The organism is Methanobrevibacter sp. (genome assembly GCF_017539065.1).
Taxonomy (GTDB): domain Archaea; phylum Methanobacteriota; class Methanobacteria; order Methanobacteriales; family Methanobacteriaceae; genus Methanocatella.
On sequence record NZ_JAFYHP010000029.1, the window covers coordinates 1 to 16,895 of the forward strand.

14 protein-coding genes and 2 tRNA genes are annotated in these 16,895 nt (G+C 33.4%); 13 read left to right on the forward strand and 3 right to left on the reverse strand.

All coding sequences use genetic code 11. The features are described from left to right. Window positions 1-212 precede the first annotated feature (212 nt). The 6 genes from purC to IKS50_RS07940 all read left to right on the forward strand — a co-directional run bounded on the left by purC (window position 213) and on the right by IKS50_RS07940 (window position 6,636). Window positions 213-941, forward strand: a complete 729-nt coding sequence (gene purC, locus IKS50_RS07915; RefSeq protein WP_292848048.1) for a phosphoribosylaminoimidazolesuccinocarboxamide synthase — start codon at window positions 213-215, stop codon at window positions 939-941. Next, window positions 942-1,208 carry a phosphoribosylformylglycinamidine synthase subunit PurS gene (gene purS, locus IKS50_RS07920; protein WP_292848051.1) on the forward strand — a complete coding sequence of 89 codons (267 nt, stop codon included), beginning with the start codon at window positions 942-944 and terminating at the stop codon, window positions 1,206-1,208. 9 nt (window positions 1,209-1,217) lie between these two features. After that, the gene (purQ, locus tag IKS50_RS07925) at window positions 1,218-1,862 is read left to right on the forward strand and encodes a phosphoribosylformylglycinamidine synthase subunit PurQ (RefSeq protein ID WP_292848054.1); all 645 of its coding nucleotides are present in this window, start codon (window positions 1,218-1,220) and stop codon (window positions 1,860-1,862) included. Between the two features lie 9 nt (window positions 1,863-1,871). Next, window positions 1,872-2,588 (forward strand): uroporphyrinogen-III C-methyltransferase, encoded by a 717-nt coding sequence (gene cobA, locus IKS50_RS07930; protein WP_292848057.1) that lies wholly within the window; start codon window positions 1,872-1,874, stop codon window positions 2,586-2,588. A 5-nt stretch (window positions 2,589-2,593) separates the two neighbouring features. Beyond that, window positions 2,594-4,378 carry a glutamine--fructose-6-phosphate transaminase (isomerizing) gene (gene glmS, locus IKS50_RS07935; protein WP_292848060.1) on the forward strand — a complete coding sequence of 595 codons (1,785 nt, stop codon included), beginning with the start codon at window positions 2,594-2,596 and terminating at the stop codon, window positions 4,376-4,378. 359 nt (window positions 4,379-4,737) lie between these two features. Further along, the gene (locus IKS50_RS07940; RefSeq protein WP_292848063.1) at window positions 4,738-6,636 is read left to right on the forward strand and encodes a collagen binding domain-containing protein; all 1,899 of its coding nucleotides are present in this window, start codon (window positions 4,738-4,740) and stop codon (window positions 6,634-6,636) included. Here the strand turns inward: IKS50_RS07940 and IKS50_RS07945 are convergent. After that, window positions 6,621-7,841: an MnmC family methyltransferase gene (locus tag IKS50_RS07945; protein WP_292848066.1), complete on the reverse strand. Its 1,221-nt coding sequence runs from the start codon at window positions 7,839-7,841 to the stop codon at window positions 6,621-6,623. The two genes, IKS50_RS07940 and IKS50_RS07945, sit on opposite strands and share 16 nt — an antisense overlap. Window positions 7,842-8,066: 225 nt before the next feature. Between IKS50_RS07945 and tgtA the strand changes: the two genes are divergently transcribed. The 7 genes from tgtA (at window position 8,067) to IKS50_RS07980 (ending at window position 14,252) form a co-directional block, all read left to right on the forward strand. After that, on the forward strand, window positions 8,067-10,043 hold the full coding sequence (gene tgtA / locus IKS50_RS07950) for a tRNA guanosine(15) transglycosylase TgtA (protein WP_292848069.1): 1,977 nt from the start codon (window positions 8,067-8,069) through the stop codon (window positions 10,041-10,043). Window positions 10,044-10,047: 4 nt separating this feature from the next. Then, entirely contained in the window at window positions 10,048-10,716 is a 669-nt protein-coding gene (locus IKS50_RS07955) for a class I SAM-dependent methyltransferase (protein ID WP_292848073.1), read from the forward strand. 77 nt (window positions 10,717-10,793) lie between these two features. Next, a tRNA-Gly gene (locus tag IKS50_RS07960) sits at window positions 10,794-10,867 on the forward strand. An 11-nt stretch (window positions 10,868-10,878) separates the two neighbouring features. Then, window positions 10,879-10,952 (forward strand) — tRNA-Gly (locus tag IKS50_RS07965). A gap of 144 nt (window positions 10,953-11,096) precedes the next feature. Next, complete coding sequence (locus tag IKS50_RS07970; protein ID WP_292848076.1) at window positions 11,097-12,134, forward strand: hydroxymethylglutaryl-CoA synthase; 1,038 nt, start codon at window positions 11,097-11,099, stop codon at window positions 12,132-12,134. A 12-nt stretch (window positions 12,135-12,146) separates the two neighbouring features. Next, window positions 12,147-13,304, forward strand: coding sequence for a thiolase domain-containing protein (locus IKS50_RS07975; RefSeq protein WP_292848079.1), 1,158 nt, complete (start codon window positions 12,147-12,149; stop codon window positions 13,302-13,304). Between the two features lie 24 nt (window positions 13,305-13,328). After that, on the forward strand, window positions 13,329-14,252 hold the full coding sequence (locus tag IKS50_RS07980) for a DUF1848 domain-containing protein (protein WP_292848082.1): 924 nt from the start codon (window positions 13,329-13,331) through the stop codon (window positions 14,250-14,252). Between the two features lie 903 nt (window positions 14,253-15,155). Here the strand turns inward: IKS50_RS07980 and rhuM are convergent. Both rhuM and IKS50_RS07990 read right to left on the reverse strand, forming a co-directional pair. After that, entirely contained in the window at window positions 15,156-16,199 is a 1,044-nt protein-coding gene (gene rhuM / locus IKS50_RS07985; protein WP_292848085.1) for a RhuM family protein, read from the reverse strand. 399 nt (window positions 16,200-16,598) lie between these two features. Next, complete coding sequence (locus IKS50_RS07990; RefSeq protein ID WP_292848088.1) at window positions 16,599-16,841, reverse strand: hypothetical protein; 243 nt, start codon at window positions 16,839-16,841, stop codon at window positions 16,599-16,601. Between the last annotated feature and the right edge of the window lie 54 nt (window positions 16,842-16,895).

Consider the following 16,895-nt stretch of genomic DNA (forward strand, 5'->3'; position numbering starts at 1 on the left):
AGTATTTGTTTTTTGGTTATGCATAATAAAAACTTTTACTCCACCTATTTATTAAATTTAACTATTTTTAAGCAAAATTAAAAATTACAAACTAATTTTCATTAAAAAATTTCAAATCAACAAAGTTTTTGAAAGAGTCAATTTTTAACTATTTTTATATAATATTAACTTCTAAAATTATATTATAATAATTTAATAATTTTGTTGATATCATGGACAAAAAAGAGTTAATTAATAGTGGAAAAGTAAAAAGCGTATTTACCACAGATGATGACAATGTAGTAATCATTGAGTTTAGAGATGATATGACTGCTGGTGATGGTGCAAGAAAAGAAGTTATGAATGATAAAGGAGCTTACAATGCCGTAATTTCTGCTAAAATCTTTAAGGTTTTAGATGAAAACGGTGTTGAAACCCAGTTCATTGACTTGCCTGAACCAAATGTCATGATTGCAAAAAAGCTGGATATGATTCCAATTGAAGTTATTGTGAGAAATATTGCTACAGGCAGTTTAGTCCGCAAATATCCTATTGCTGATGGTACTAGATTAGAACCGCCAGTTGTTCAAATGGACTTTAAAGATGATGAATATCACGATCCAATGTTAAATGATTCTCTTATAAAAGCATTAGGAATCGCAACTCAAGAAGAAATTGATATCTTAACTGAAAAGGCTTTGAAAATCAATGAAGTCTTAACCAAATTCTTTGCTGATGCGGGAATTATCTTAGTTGATTATAAAGTTGAATTCGGTAAGGATAAAGATGGAAACATTCTTTTAGGTGATGAAATTTCCCCTGACAGTTGCAGATTGTGGGATAGTGAAACCTTGGACATGCTAGATAAGGAATTGTTTAGAAAAGGAAAAGATGATGAAGTAATGGATGCCTATATTGAAGTTTATAATAGAGTTATTCCGGATGATGAAAAGGTGATTTAAGTGTTATTCGATATTGAAGTGAAAATTTCTTTGAAAAGTGGTATGTTAAACCCTGAAGCAACAACAATTGAAAGGTCTCTTGATTTATTAGGCTATGAAGTTAATAACGTTAAAACCGTTGAAACCATTAAGTTCCAAATGGAAGGTGAAGACAGAGAAGTAATCAGAGAAAATGTCGTTGACATGTGTGAAAGATTACTTTGTAATCCTGTAATTCATGATTATAAAATTAATGTTATTCCACAAAACATGGCTTGCGGTAAATAAGGTGTAATAATGAAAATTGGAGTAATTAGATTTCCAGGAACTAATTGTGACCGTGATGTAGCACAAGCATGCGAACTGGCTGGTCTCAACCCAGAATATGTCTGGTGGAGTGAAGAAAAATTAACAGACTATGATGGAATTGTTATTCCTGGAGGATTTTCATATGGCGATTACTTAAGAGCTGGTGCAATGGCTTCAATCACACCAGTTATTGATGGTATTAAGCAATTGGTAAAAGAAGAAAAACCAGTTTTAGGAATTTGTAATGGAGCACAGATTTTAGGAGAAATCGGACTTGTTCCAGGAATATTCATTACAAATGAGAACCCTAAATTTAATTGTGAATGGGTTGATTTAAAGGTTGCAACCAACAGAACCCCCTTTACAAAAGCATTTGATAAAGGTCAGAGTATTGCGCTTCCAATAGCTCATGCAGAAGGAAGATTTTACACAGAAGACATTGATTTGTTAAAAGACCAAGACCAAATCGTATTGCAGTTCGAAGGTAAAAACCCTAATGGTTCTATGGAAGCTATCACTAGTGTTTGTGATGAATCTGGTCTTGTTTGTGCTATGATGCCTCACCCAGAAAGAGCATGTGAGGAAATATTCGGTTCGGATGATGGTTTAAACTTCTTTAAAGGATTTTTATAACGTGATAAAATGGTAGTTTATTTAATTGGTGCAGGACCTGGAGATGCTGATTTAATAACTCTTAAAGCTGTAAAAGCTCTAAATAAAGCTGATGTTGTTTTATATGATTATTTGGCTAATGAAGAAATATTGGCTCATGCTCCTGAAACTGCGGAAAGAATATATGTCGGTAAAAAAGCGGGCGAGCATTATAAAACTCAGGATGAAATTAATGAGTTAATCATTGAACAGGCTCAAAATCATGAAAATGTTGTAAGACTTAAAGGCGGAGACCCTTTTGTCTTTGGTCGTGGTGGAGAAGAGATATTGGCTTTGATGGAACATGATATCAAATTTGAAGTAATTCCAGGTGTAACTTCAGCTATTGGAGCACCAACTTCTCTTGGACTACCGGTAACTCACAGGGCAGTAGCCACATCAGTTACAATAGTGACTGGTCATGAAGACCCGACAAAGGCCGAAAGCCAAGTTCATTGGGATTATACTGCTGATACTTTAATAATATTGATGGGTATTGGAAATATCAAAGAAAATACTTCAGAAATAATGAAATATCGGTCACCTGACACACCGGTTTGTGTTGTTGAGAGCGGAACATTACCTGATGAAAATCTTGTATTCGGCACATTGGAGGATATTTCAGATAAAGAAATCAACACTCCAGCAATCATGATCATTGGGGATGTTGTAAAAATGTATAAGGATATTTATGATTATCAAAGGTGAATAGCATGTGCGGAATTGTAGGATGCATATTAAAGGAGGATGGGGATGTAGCACCCATTCTATTTGATTGCATATCCAAATTAGAATACAGAGGATATGATTCAATAGGTTTAGCAACTTTCAGTGATGATAAACTCTTCATTAAAAAAGATAAGGGTAAAATTGTTGAGGTGGATAAGAAATTAAACCTTACTGACATGCCTGGAAACTTTGGTATAGCTCATGTTAGATGGGCTACACATGGTGACCCATCAAAATTAAATTCACATCCTCATGTTGATGAGGATAATCATGTAGCTGTTGTCCATAATGGTATTATTGAAAATTATTTGGAAATTAAAGAAAAATTAATCCTTGAAGGTCATGTTTTTAAATCAGATACTGATACTGAAGTAATTCCACATTTAATTCAAAAATTTATGGATGAAAAATTTGATTTGGAGCATGCTGTCAGAAAAACAATTGATGTGATTGAAGGAGCTTATGCAATAGCTGCCATTAGTGTCAATGAACCTGATAAAATTGTTGCAACACGTAAAGACTCACCTTTAATTGTTGGAATTGGTGAAGACGGCTATTATCTTGCTTCAGATTCTCCAGCTATCCTAAAATATGCTCGCGATATAATTTATCCGGAAAGAGGAGAAATCGTTATTATAGACAGGGATGGTGTCGTTGTTCATGATGAATTTGATAATGTGGTCAATAAAGAGATTGACACTATTAATTGGACACCTGAGATGGCTGAAAAAGAAGGTTATGATCATTTCATGATTAAGGAAATCAATGAGCAGGCAATTGCTGTGAGGAATACTCTAACTCAAAAGGACAATATTCAAGAAATTATTGGTGATGTGGGCGATATTCAAAGAATATGTTTTGTAGCTTGCGGAACTTCTTACCATGCATCCTTAACCGGTAAATATTTAATTGAATCTCTTGCAGGCATTCCTACTGATGTTATTCTCGCTTCAGAATTTAAATATTCAGCGAATACTTTAAATGATAAAACATTAGTTATTTTCATATCTCAATCTGGTGAAACTGCCGATTCTCTTAAAGCATTGGATGTAGCTAATGAAACTTCAAAGACATTGGGTATTGTTAATGTTGCAGGTTCATCAATTACTCGAAGAGCAAAATATGTAATTCAAACTCAAGCAGGTCCTGAAATAGGGGTTGCAGCAACTAAAACTTATGTTGCTCAGTTAACTGCAATTTATTTGTTGGCGGCATTAATATCTAAAAATGTTGAACTTTTAAAAGAGCTTGAAAAGGTACCTGAATTCATTGATGAAACATTAGAAAGTGTTGACTTGATTAAGGATTTATCAAAAAGATATAATTATGCACGTGATTTCTTCTATTTGGGAAGAGGTTACTCATACCCTACTGCACTTGAAGGCGCTTTAAAACTTAAGGAAATTACTTACATTCATGGGGAAGGTTATGCAGCGGGCGAACTAAAACACGGTCCTTTAGCTTTAATTGATGAGGGAATTCCTGTTGTTGTTGTAATTCCTCCTGGAGACAATTATAAAAAAACAATGAGTAATTTAGAGGAAGTAAAATCTAGAGGAGCTAATGTTTTGGCTATCGGTTCAGTTAATGATGAATCTCTAAAAGCCAAGGCAGATGACATAATTGCAATTAATGGTGATGTAAAAGAAATCATTGCTCCATTGGTTTATATTGTGCCGTTGCAATTGATAGCTTATTACATTACTCTTGAGAAAGGGCATGACCCGGATAAGCCTAAAAATTTAGCAAAATGTGTTACTGTTGAATAATCTTTTTTATTAGCTTAAATTTCATTTTAGCTATTAAAATCTATTTTTTTTATATTTATTTAATATATTTCAGTTATTTAATTTTTTAAGCTATTGAATTTGTCAAAACTAATTATCCTGATATTTCAGCAGGTTAGGTGGATTTTAAATAATAGCTTTGTAAAATATGTCAATTTTAAATTACTCTTGTCTTTTGATATCAATTTCAATCAATTTAACCTTTTTATAGTGATTATTAACTTTTTTTGACTTATTTATTCAAAATTTAACTTATTTGTGCTTTTTTTAGAAATCAAAAGCTTTTTATACATTAAACTATTAACACTTTATTATAAACAAATGTTAAATGGGGTTAACGTATGTTTAATAAAAAAATTAGTTTAATTTTAATTACGCTAGTTTTTATGTTGTCCCTATCTGCAGCTGTCGCTGCTGATACAAACTCAACTGATGACATGATTACTAGTGATGTGGATGAGGAACCTCCATCGGGAGACATGGAAATTCTATCCACCAGTGAAAGTTCAGCTTATCAGGCTAATGAAGACAACGGCACATTAACTGCCGGTGAAAATCAATATTCATTGACTGGTAATGATGTAACTATGTATTATAAGGGCGGTTCAAGTTACAGTGTAATATTGCGCAATGGAACTGTTCCCGTAAACGGTGCAAAGATCACATTGAAGCTTAACGGAGCAAGTTATGAAAGAACTACCGACTCTTCAGGTAAAGCTTCCCTTGTTTTAGATTTGAAACCGAACACTTATACAATCTCAGCTATTTTTGGCAACATTACTACAACTAATAAGATTAAGGTATTGCCTGTAATTAAGGCGGGTGATGTTACTAAACCATATAAAGGTTCAAAAAAATATACTGCCACTTTTTTAAACTCAAAAGGCAGTCCATTAAAAAATACTGAGGTCAAATTTAAATTAAATGGAGTTACATATACGCAAAAAACGGATAATAATGGTGTGGCCAGTCTTGCTATTGATTTAAAAGCTGGAGATTATGTAGTATATGCAATTCATCCTAATGGATATCAGGTTTCTAATAAGATAACCGTCAAATCATCAATTAGTGCATATAATCTTAATAAGTATTATTTGGGTTCAAAAAAGTTCAAAGCCCAATTCTTCAAGTCAAACGGTAAAGTCCTCAAGAAAGAATACATCACATTTAAAATTAAAGGAATTACCTATCATAAAAAGACAAATTCCAAGGGTGTTGCTTCCTTAAAGATTTTATCTCAACCTGGAACTTATAAAATAAAAGTGATTAATCCAAAAACAGGCGAAAAGAAAACTAAAACTATTACAGTATTGGCACCATTATCCGCCAAGTCCATGAAGGTTTTCACTGATGTCAAATCCAAATTTAAAGTAACATTACATAAACCAAATGGAAAATTGGCAAAAAATAAAAAGATGTACATATATATCGATGGGGCTAGGAAAAAAGTTAAAACGGATTCCAACGGTGTTGCAACTCTCAAATTCAAGCTGCCAAAAGGAACCTATGTTTTCAGATCAGTGGACCCATTTACTAAATATTCCGTAAGCAAAAAGGTTTATGTGAAATTAGCTTCGATTAAAGCGTATAACATTGGGGCAATAGCCAATGAAGCTTCAGCATATCAGGTTACTTTATATAAACAGAACGGAAATGTGGCTAAAAAGACATATATGCAAATAACACTCAATGGCCAAGTTCACAAGGTCAAAACCAATTCCAAAGGTATTGCAACTGTCAAATTCAAATTGCCTGTCGGAAAGTATAATGTTGTTTGTAAAGATTTGGATACAGGTTATACAATAACCAAGAAGATTACCATTGTTAACGACCGTATGGGAATATCATATGATAAGTATGGTGTTTCTGAAGACGGATTGACAATTTTGGCTATAGGCAGGCCATCTGCATCAGGGGAATTATCAAAGTATGGTTATAGTTTCTATATGGTGGAATTTGAAAGAACTTGTCCTCATTGCCATGGTCATAATCTGTATTGGGGTATCTTTTGGGCTGGAGATGAAACCTCCAATTGGGGTGTTTTCCCGGCGACTGGTAACAAGGAAGGTGGAAGTGTTGAAGGTACTATCTTCTGTAAAGATTGTGACGCTGATTTCTCAATATTCGGTAAAGAACACATTAATTCAAATCCAATGTACCTAAAAGTCATATCCGGGCCTGAAAAATCTTCAAAAGATATAGCATATATACTTAAAAGCGGAAATTATGTGCGAATATAATTTCCCATCTTAACTTTTTTTAATCTTTTTTTCATTTTTAGAATTCTGTTTGTTGAATTGTTTTCTGAATTCTGCCTTTCTGCGTAATCGTTTTCAACTTCTACAATATAATTTGCTTCAGGGGAAGTTGTTGAAGGGATATTCATTTTTGCAAGATTGCGTTCCACACGTCTTTTTAGTTTTTCATCATCCATTTCCTGGCCTAGGAATATCGGTGTTTTGACAGCCGAGGAAATTTTTGTGTTGTGTCTTGCATTGTGTCTTTCTTCGGTTCTTGTATCCAGTATTAATTCACTGGAACTGTTTAAACCGGGATCCCTAAACGGAATTCCTACGTCTGATAGGGCTATCCTTATTTCATCGTTTTTCGGCAAAGCCCAATCAAGCATTTCCGGATTTGGACTGGCCAATGTTCCCCCTTGCATTCTTCCAAATATAGGTCCCAATCCGATGTAAAAGTCAGCTTCAATGAATCCTTCTCTGACAGGTGCTGATGAGGTGTATGTTGCAACTATCCCGTCATCCTTAATCACTCGTCTGAATTCTTTGAAGAATTCAACTGAAAACAATTCTGGAGCCATATTCTGGCTGAACGGGTCTAAGAATATTGCATCATAAGTATTGTCTTTAAGGTTTTGTACAGTTTGTCTGGCGTCTTCAATAAATACATTAATATTAATATTTTTAGGAATTTCCGCAGTTTCTAAACTTAAAGTCGCATAATCCTGTGCAATCAGCTCATCCTCAATGGCTTTTTTGGTAATGTCATGTTCTGGGATTGGTGAGGGTACTAAGAGTCCGCAGGCAAATGTTGCTTTTGATATTTCAACCATGTCTATTGTCAGATTGGCGGTTGAATTTTTCATGAAGTCAGCTATTGCCGCTGATGAGTTATAGCCCAGTCCGGCACATATGTCTAAAATGGCGATGTCTTTTGAATAATCAAATTTCATCGGTTTGATAAACTTCTCAAATGACTCACTTATTGCACCGGTAGATGTATGTAATGTTTCAACTTTGTTGTTTATTTCTTTTGAGTTAATAGAATAAGATCCATCATCGGTTAAAACAAAGTAATCGTTATAAGTGTCAAAAAAATTTAGTCTGTATTCATTATTTCGACTACTTTTTTCCTTAGCAAAAGTTTCATTTATCAAATCGAATATGTCATCATTAATTATTCTAGCACTATTTTCATAACTCATTTTATCTAGGTGATAGTTTAGTTTCTAAAACTTTAAATACTTGATTATTTTAATTAATAGTATTAGTTTAGAAATATAATTTGTTTATTAGATTTTTTTTAATGCAATCTTTCTTAATAATAATTAATTTACATGTTTTTATCATTTTTAAAGTCTTTGATGAGCAAAATTTATATAATTTCTAATTTAAATGTTATTTTAAAGAATTGTAGTAAGGTAAAATAAATGTTCGAGATTAAAGCAAAAGATGGAAAAGGACGTGTTGGTGTTTTAAAAACCAAACATGGAGACGTAAAAACTCCTGCATTAATGCCGGTTATTCATCCCAGAAAACAAGCTTTGGATGTAAGTAAATACGGTGCGGATATTGTAATAACCAATGCTTATTTGATTTATAAAGATCCTGACTTAAAACAAAAAGCTATTGATGAAGGATTACATAAGTTAATTAACTTCGATGGACCTATCATGACAGATTCAGGGTCATTTCAATTGTCTGTCTATGGAGATGTGGAAATAACAAATAAAGAGGTTATCGAGTTCCAAGAATTAATTAAAACAGATATCGGAACAAGTTTAGATATTCCGACTGCCCCATTTGTTGACAGGGAAAAGGCAGAAAGTGACATGAAAATCACTCTTGAAAGGGCCCGTGAAGCAATAGAATATAAAAAAGAACAGAATATGGAAATGTTATTAAATTCTGTAGTGCAGGGATCCACATTCCTTGATTTAAGACGGGAATGTGCAAAAGAATTATCCGCTTTAGATGCCGATTTGTATCCAATCGGAGCAGTTGTTCCATTAATGGAATCATATCATTATAAAGATCTTGTTGATGTTGTGATGAACTCAATGAAAGAACTGTCAGATACAGTTCCTCGTCATCTAATGGGCGCAGGACACCCTATGATATTTGCATTATGTGTTGCAATGGGTTGTGATTTATTTGACTCAGCAGCATATATCTTGTATGCAGAAGATGACAGGCTTTTATCAACAAGAGGAACATTTAAATTAGAAAACCTGCAGGAAATGCCATGTTCTTGTGAAGTGTGCACTAAATACACTCCCGATGATTTAAGGGCAATGCCTAAAGAGCAAAGACGTGATTTAATAGCTCAACATAATTTGCATGTTTCATTTGCGGAGTTAAGATTAATTAGGCAGGCAATTTATGATGGGAATTTGATGGAGCTTGTTGAAGAAAGATGCCGTGCTCACCCAGCACTCCTGGAAGCTCAAAGACAACTTGGGAATTATTCCAGCGATTTGGAAAAATATGAACCTAGAAGTAAGAAATCAGCATTTTTCTACACAGGTCCGGAATCATTATGCAGACCGGAAGTATTGAGGCATATGCAAAAATTACGTGAAATGCCTAAAAAACGTGATTTAGTGATTTTGCCTCCAACAAAAAAACCTTACTCTAAATTTATCTCAGGAAAACTTGGCGAATTCTATATATATGGTTCTGAACAGGAATTGGATTTAGAAAATACTGATTTTATGGTTTTAGACATACCGTTCGGATTAATACCATTGGAAATCGATGAAGTCTATCCATTAAGCCAAAATGACGCTCCTAAAACTCGCGATGTGGACAGCATTGAATTCATTGAAGATTTCATTAATGAATTTGTAGAGTATTATGAACAAGTTTTAATCCATTCGAAAATAATTAAAGACCTGGAAATTGGCCTTTATAATAGATGCAGTTCTGATGAGATAAGATATCAAAAAGATGATGTTAAAAAAGTTAAAGCAATTGCCGATTATCAATTTGGAGTTGGAGCCGGAGAAGCATTATTTACAGGAAATATCAACATCGAAAAAAGTAAAAAAACAGGTAAAATCAGACATATTTACGATGGCAAAGTTTTGATTGTAAATATGAGGGCCTCTGATTCTTATTTAATCTTATCAAAAGAAGGTGCAAAAAGACTTCACAATGCCATGCCTTATCCGCAAAATAGAGTTGTTGTAAATAAAGACTCAGAACCATTTGCATTGGATGGAAAAAGTGTATTTTGCAAATTTGTCGTAGATTGTGACGAAAACATCCGTGCAAAAGATGAAGTTTTAATTGTAAATGAAGAAGATAAATTATTGGCTTATGGAAAAGCATTGCTGGGCGCCTGTGAAATAGAGCAGTTTGAAACTGGACAAGCCATAAAAACCCGTAAGGGAATGAAAAAGTGATACTATGAGCGATAATGATAAAGTAAATACAGGTCATCATATTGAAAATAAGGAATTAATTAAAAACGCAAGAAAACCGGAAGGGGAGCTAGGTCATCAAATCCTTGATAGAATGAATAAATCTCACGAATCAATGGCACAATGGGGAGTAACCCATTTTGAAATCGAAAAGGATAACAAAATTCTAGATATTGGATGTGGCGGTGGAAGAAACATTGAAAGGTTTGCAGAACAGATTTCCGATGAGGGAAGAGTTGTTGGAATAGATTATTCTGATGTCAGTGTTGAAAAATCAATCGAATTAAACAAAGAAGCTATTGATAGAGGAATTGTTAATGTATTGCAGGGATCCGTTTCTGAAATGCCATTTTACGATGAAACTTTTGATATTGTAACTGGATTTGAAACAATTTATTTTTGGCCGGACTTTATCAATGATTTAAAGGAAGTTAATAGGGTTCTAAAAAAAGGAGGATTAGTCTTTTTCTGCAATGAAGCAGTTTATAGAGAAGGAGAAATGGAAAAATATGATGATTTAGTAGAACTATTGGATATGAAAATATATTCAGAAGATGTTTTAAAAGAATCATTGGAAAAAACCGGTTTCAAGGATTTTAAAGCCTATATCAATGAAGAAAATGATTGGATTTGTATTACTGCCGTAAAAATCTAATTTTCACTCATATTTATCATTATGGCGAAACCTTTATATATTATTAAAACATATGTTTAGTTGTTGTTAGTTTTTATGCGGTGTTAGTCCAGCCTGGTTAAGACTCTAGCCTGCCACGTTAGCGACCCGGGTTCAAATCCCGGACGCCGCATTTTTTTATATGCAGTCGTGGTATAGTCTGGTTATTACTTGGGCCTTCCAAGCCTACAACCCGGGTTCGAATCCCGGCGACTGCATCTTGTTTTAATATTTTTTTTTTAAAATTCTTTTTTTGTTTAAAAAATGAGCTATTTTAGTTACTTTTATATAATAATAAGAATATAATATAAATAATTAAATTAATTTTTAATTACGTTAAGATTATAATTTAAGGTGATTTAATGGTAGGAATAGTAGGATATGGGGCACATGTGCCATCATATAGAATAAAGGTAGAAGAGATTGCTAAGGTATGGGGGGATGACCCTGTAGCTTTATCAAGAGGATTAGTTGTTAATGAAAAATCCGTACCTTCTCCTGATGAGGATACTGCAACTATTGCAGTTACTGCTGCAAGATATGCACTTGCAAGAGCTCAGATTGATCCATCAAAAATTGGTGCCGTTTATGTTGGTTCCGAATCACATCCATATGCAGTAAAACCAACTGCTTCCATTGTAGCTGAAGCGGTTTGCGCAACTCCAAAGTTAACTGCAGCTGATTTGGAATTTGCTTGTAAAGCAGGAACAGCAGGCATACAAATGTCAATGGGTCTTGTAGAATCTGGAATGGTAGAATATGCATTGGCAATTGGTGCTGATACATCACAAGGAGCTCCTGGTGATGCTTTGGAATACACTGCATCTGCAGGTGGTGCGGCTTATATTATCGGTAAGGAAAATACAATAGCTGATATTAACCATACATGCAGTTTTACAACAGACACTCCTGATTTCTACAGAAGGGAAGGTCAAGACTACCCATCTCACGGTGGACGTTTCACAGGTGAACCTGCTTACTTTAAACATGTTTTGAGTGCAGCAAAAATGTTATTTGAAGAAACTGACTCAAAACCTGAAGATTACGATTATGCATGTTTCCACCAGCCTAACGGTAAATTTTACTTGAGGGCAGGTAAAAAATTAGGATTTAGTGATGATCAAATTAAACAAGGTTTATTGACTCCAAATATTGGAAACACATATTCCGGTGCTGTACCTTTAGCATTATCCAATATTTTGGATGTTGCAGAGCCTGGAGATAACATATTTGTTATTTCATACGGTTCAGGTGCTGGAAGTGACGGTTTCACAATAACCGTTAAAGATGAAATTGTTGAAAGAAGAGAATTAGCTCCAAAAACACAAAGCATCATTGACCAAAAGACTTATGTCGATTATGCTGTTTATGCTAAATATAAAGGTAAAATCAAAATGTAAGGGGGCTTAAAAATGAGAGATGTTGCGATTATCGGAGTTTCACAAACAAAATTTGGTGAATTATGGGATTCATCATTCAGAGATTTAATTGCTGAAGCGGGTGTAAAGGCTTTAGTGGATGCTGACATTGACGGTAATGATATTGAAGCAATGTTTGTTGGAAACATGTCCTCTGGACTATTTGTACAACAAGAACACATTGCAGCACTTATTTCTGACCATGTAGGTCTTAATCCTGTTCCAACCACAAGAGTTGAAGCTGCTTGTGCATCAGGTGGATTGGCATTAAGACAAGGTATCATGGCGGTTGCATCAGGTTTCCATGATGTTGTAATTTCTGCAGGTGTTGAAAAGATGACTGATGTAGTAGATGCTACTCCAGCTATTGCTACCGCATCAGATCAGGAATGGGAAGCTCAACAAGGTGCTACTTTCCCATCATTATATGCAATGATTGCAAAAAGACACATGCATGAATATGGCACTACACGTGAACAGTTAGCACAGTTTTCCGTAGTGAACCACAAAAATGCATCCAAAAATCCAAATGCACAATTCCCATTTGAAATTAGTGTAGATAAGGTAATCAACTCTACAATGGTTGCAGACCCATTAACATTATTGGACTGTTCTCCAGTAAGTGACGGGGCAGCGGCAGTTGTAATGGTGCCTGCTGAAGATGCTAAAAAGTACACTGACACTCCAATTTATGTAAAGGCTTCTGCACAAGCTTCTGGAACTTTAACTTTACACGATAGAAAAGATATCACTACCATTGAATCTACAAAAGTGGCTTCCAGAAAAGCTTATGAAATGGCAGGAGTTACATGCAAGGACATTGACGTTACTGAAGTGCACGACTGTTTCTCCATTAATGGATTATTGGCAGTTGAAGACTTAGGATTCGCTGAAAAGGGTAAAGGAGGAATAGCTATTGAAGAAGGTCAAACTGAAATCGATGGTGATTTCCCAATCAACTCATCAGGTGGTCTTAAAGCACGTGGACACCCATTAGGCGCTACCGGTATTGCTCAAGCTGCTGAAATCGTATGGCAACTTAGAGGAGAAGCTGGAGCACGTCAAGTAGAAGGTGCAGAAATCGGTATGACTCACAACATTGGAGGTACCGGCGGTACTGCAGCTGTACACATTTTTGGAAGAGACTTATAGGTCTCTTTTACTTTTTCTTTTTTTATGATAATCAATACTGGTTCAAGAACAGATATTCCTGCTTTTTACTCAAAGTGGCTCTTAAACAGAATTGAGGAAGGATTTGTTTGCTCTAAAAATCCGTATAATAACGATATTTATAAATATCCTTTAGATTCTAGAATCATTGATTGTTTATGTTTTTGCACTAAAAACCCAAAACCCTTATTGAACAATTTAGATAAACTCTCACAATTCAGACAATTCTGGTTTGTAACAATCACTCCCTATGGCAGGGATATTGAAGTCAATGTTCCTAATTATAAAAATGTGATTAAATCATTTAAACAACTATCTGACTCATTAGGGGTTAATAAGGTTTCTTGGAGATATGATCCTATTTTTATTACAGAAAAATATTCTCTAGATTTTCATATTGAAAAATTTGAGGAATTCGCCTCACGATTGTCAACATATACAAATGATTGCACTATCAGTTTCATTGATCTGTATCAAAAAGTTTTAAAAAATTTTCCTGAGGTAAAAGAAGTTACAACACAAGAAAAATTGGTCATTGGTGAAGAATTTGCAAAAATTGCTAGTAAATATGATATTAAAATGAAAACATGTGTTGAGGGAACATTGCTTGACCAGTTTGGGTTTGATTCATCAGGGTGCATGACTACAAAAGTTATAGAAAATGCCATCGGAAAAAATCTTAAGATTCCTAAAGGAAAATATGAAATCCGCGAATGTGATTGTATATTTGGAAGGGATATTGGAGCATATAACACTTGCATGCATGGCTGCAGGTATTGTTATGCAAATTATTCCACAAAGCTTGTTAAAATGAATCAGAAGTTGCATAATCTAGATTCACCTCTTTTAATTGGTAATGTTAAGGATAGTGATGTTGTAAAAGAAATTTCAGAACCAAGTTTCATTGATGGGCAAACTAAATTAATATAATTATTTTTTATTTTTGAATTTTAATTTCACCGTAAACTATATAGGGGATGTTTTTCTCACTACAATTTTACGAAGTGGCTTCAACAAGCTTTAAATTTTTGATTAAACTATATATATTCAGTTAAAAAATCTCCAATATAAAATGTGTTGGGAGGTAGATAAATATGATTTTTAACTTATTATATTTATTTGCTAATCATTGCAGTTTTTCTCACAACTGTTATGGTAATCCCTCATCACACCTAAAGGGGGTGATAAGTAATGGAGATTATTATCTTCATAATTGTATCATATAGTTTTAATATTCTTTCAATTATTAAAGTTATTAATGACTATAATGGCAATTTGAGATAATAATTCATATTTTCACCTTCGTTTTAGGCAATTAAATATAAATCAATTATCGATGATAGTCTTTTGAAAACATTCACGTTTTCTGGAGATTTTTTCCCTTAGATGTCCACTATTTAATTGCCATTTTATAAAATAATTAAGTTTATATATGATATTCCATAAATTATTTACACAAGAGAGTTAATTTTAAAGTTAACCTCTATTAGGTGTGATGTATTTAATGTCTGTGAGAATATTGTGGGATTTATCTCTACAATAAGACATTAAATAACATTTTTTTACAGTTCTTTTTTTCGATGATTGTGTTGTTTTTTTTAGATTATTAATTATTTATTGAAAAATGAGTTCTAACAATTATTGTTATGCAAATTATTCTACAAATCTGGTTAAAAGGAATTTCAAGCTTCATGATCCAGATTCTCCACTATTAATTGGAATGTTAAAGAGAGTGATGTTGTAAAGGAGATTTCTGAGCCTAGCTATATTGATACACAACAAAAATTACTTTAAATGCTCTTTTTGAAACATGCTCTATTGAATATGTATTATTTATTTCTCCTCGAGTCGTTTGATATCTAAAATCATTTGATCAAAGTCAGAAATGAAGTTCTTATCTTGTAAAACTCGGAATTTTTCATATTTTTCAAGCACATGTTCTCTAGCTTCTTCGGCTGAGATTTTACCCTTACCAACTAAAATTGGCAGTCTTCGAAGTTTAAGGTAATCATCCAGTAGTTCCTTCCAATCCTTCATTCCCATTGGGATTCTATCTTCAGCACGTGATTCAGCTAAATTTAAAAAACCTTCCACTAAACTGTTTAATCTAGATAATTCGTTCTGATTTAAATAATTTTTTGATATGACTACATCACTTTGGAGTATTTTTCCATTTGGTGCTTTTTTCCAAGTTGTCAATCCCATATGGGTTTTTTCAATATCGCTTCGTGTTTCTATGATTTCGGCAGCAGTATTGTTGCTTATTGCATATATCAGTTTGTTCTGTACTGTAGCAAAGAATTCTTTTGTGATATCTGCATTTTTGTCATAATCAAAGCTTGTTGCATAAATATCTGTGATTTTTTGATTGAATCTTCTCTCTGAAGCCCTTATTTCACGTATTGTTTCTAATAATTCATCGAAATAGTCCTCTGTAAATCTTCCACCTTTTTTCAGAAGTTCTTTATCTACGACAAATCCTTTCACCATATATTCCTTTAAAATTTTATTGGCCCAGCGACGAAACTGGGTTGCTTCTTTACTGTTGATTCTATATCCTATTGATATGATTGCATCAAGATTATACCATTTTTGTGGTCTTCCGCCTTTTTTAGAGTTTATCAACTCTGAGTTGATAAACTCATTTTGGTTTTCAAACAACTTTTTAGAGGATATGGATACTTCGTTTTCTTCTAACTCTTCATCTTCGATTATTTTAATGAAATGCTTTGATATATTTTGAGAACTGGTTCCAAAAATCTCTGCTACAACTTTTTGACTCGCCCATAGGGTTTCGTTTCCTATTAAAAATTCAGCTTCTATGTTGTTCTGTTCACTTTTGTATAATAACTTTTCAATAAGTTTGAATTCTGGCATATGTTTCCTCCTTGCTTTAATTTAAAAATTATATTATTGGTTTTATATATGTTAATTATAATTATATCCATTTTTGTAAGAGCATTTGGTAAGTAATATTTGTTTGATATATTCGAACATATTCAAAAAAAGTAATGGATAATTCGTATACTTTTTAGGTATTGTTTGTTCGTATTATACTAAACAAGTTTTAAATTTGAGGTAGATAATTTCTATACTTTTATGCAAATTACTCATTAAATCTAGTCAAAAGGAATCAGAAGCTGCATAATCCTGATTCACCGCTTCTGATTGGTAATGTTGATAATGAAAGCACTGTAAAAGAAATAGTTGAACCTAGCTATATTGATAATCAAACTAGATTATGGTAAAAAGTAAAATAAAAAAGAGTAAGCAGAATTATTCTGCTGTAACTTCAGTAACAAAAGTCATGTTTTCAATAGTTTCAGTTTCACCAGATTTAATGGTGTAAATTGGGGAACCGAGTAAGATTAAACCGTTACAAACTTCTCTGATTTTATTATCAGTTACTTCTTGCATGTGGGTTCCTTCATATAAGAATCCTTCGTCTGAGTTACCTTCTAATGCGAATGAAATTACTTCACCGGATTTTTTATTAGTTGCTTTTACATCTAAAATCATTTTTTGAATCTCCAAAAATTTGATAATATTAATATGTTTTTTAAAGTTTTTAAA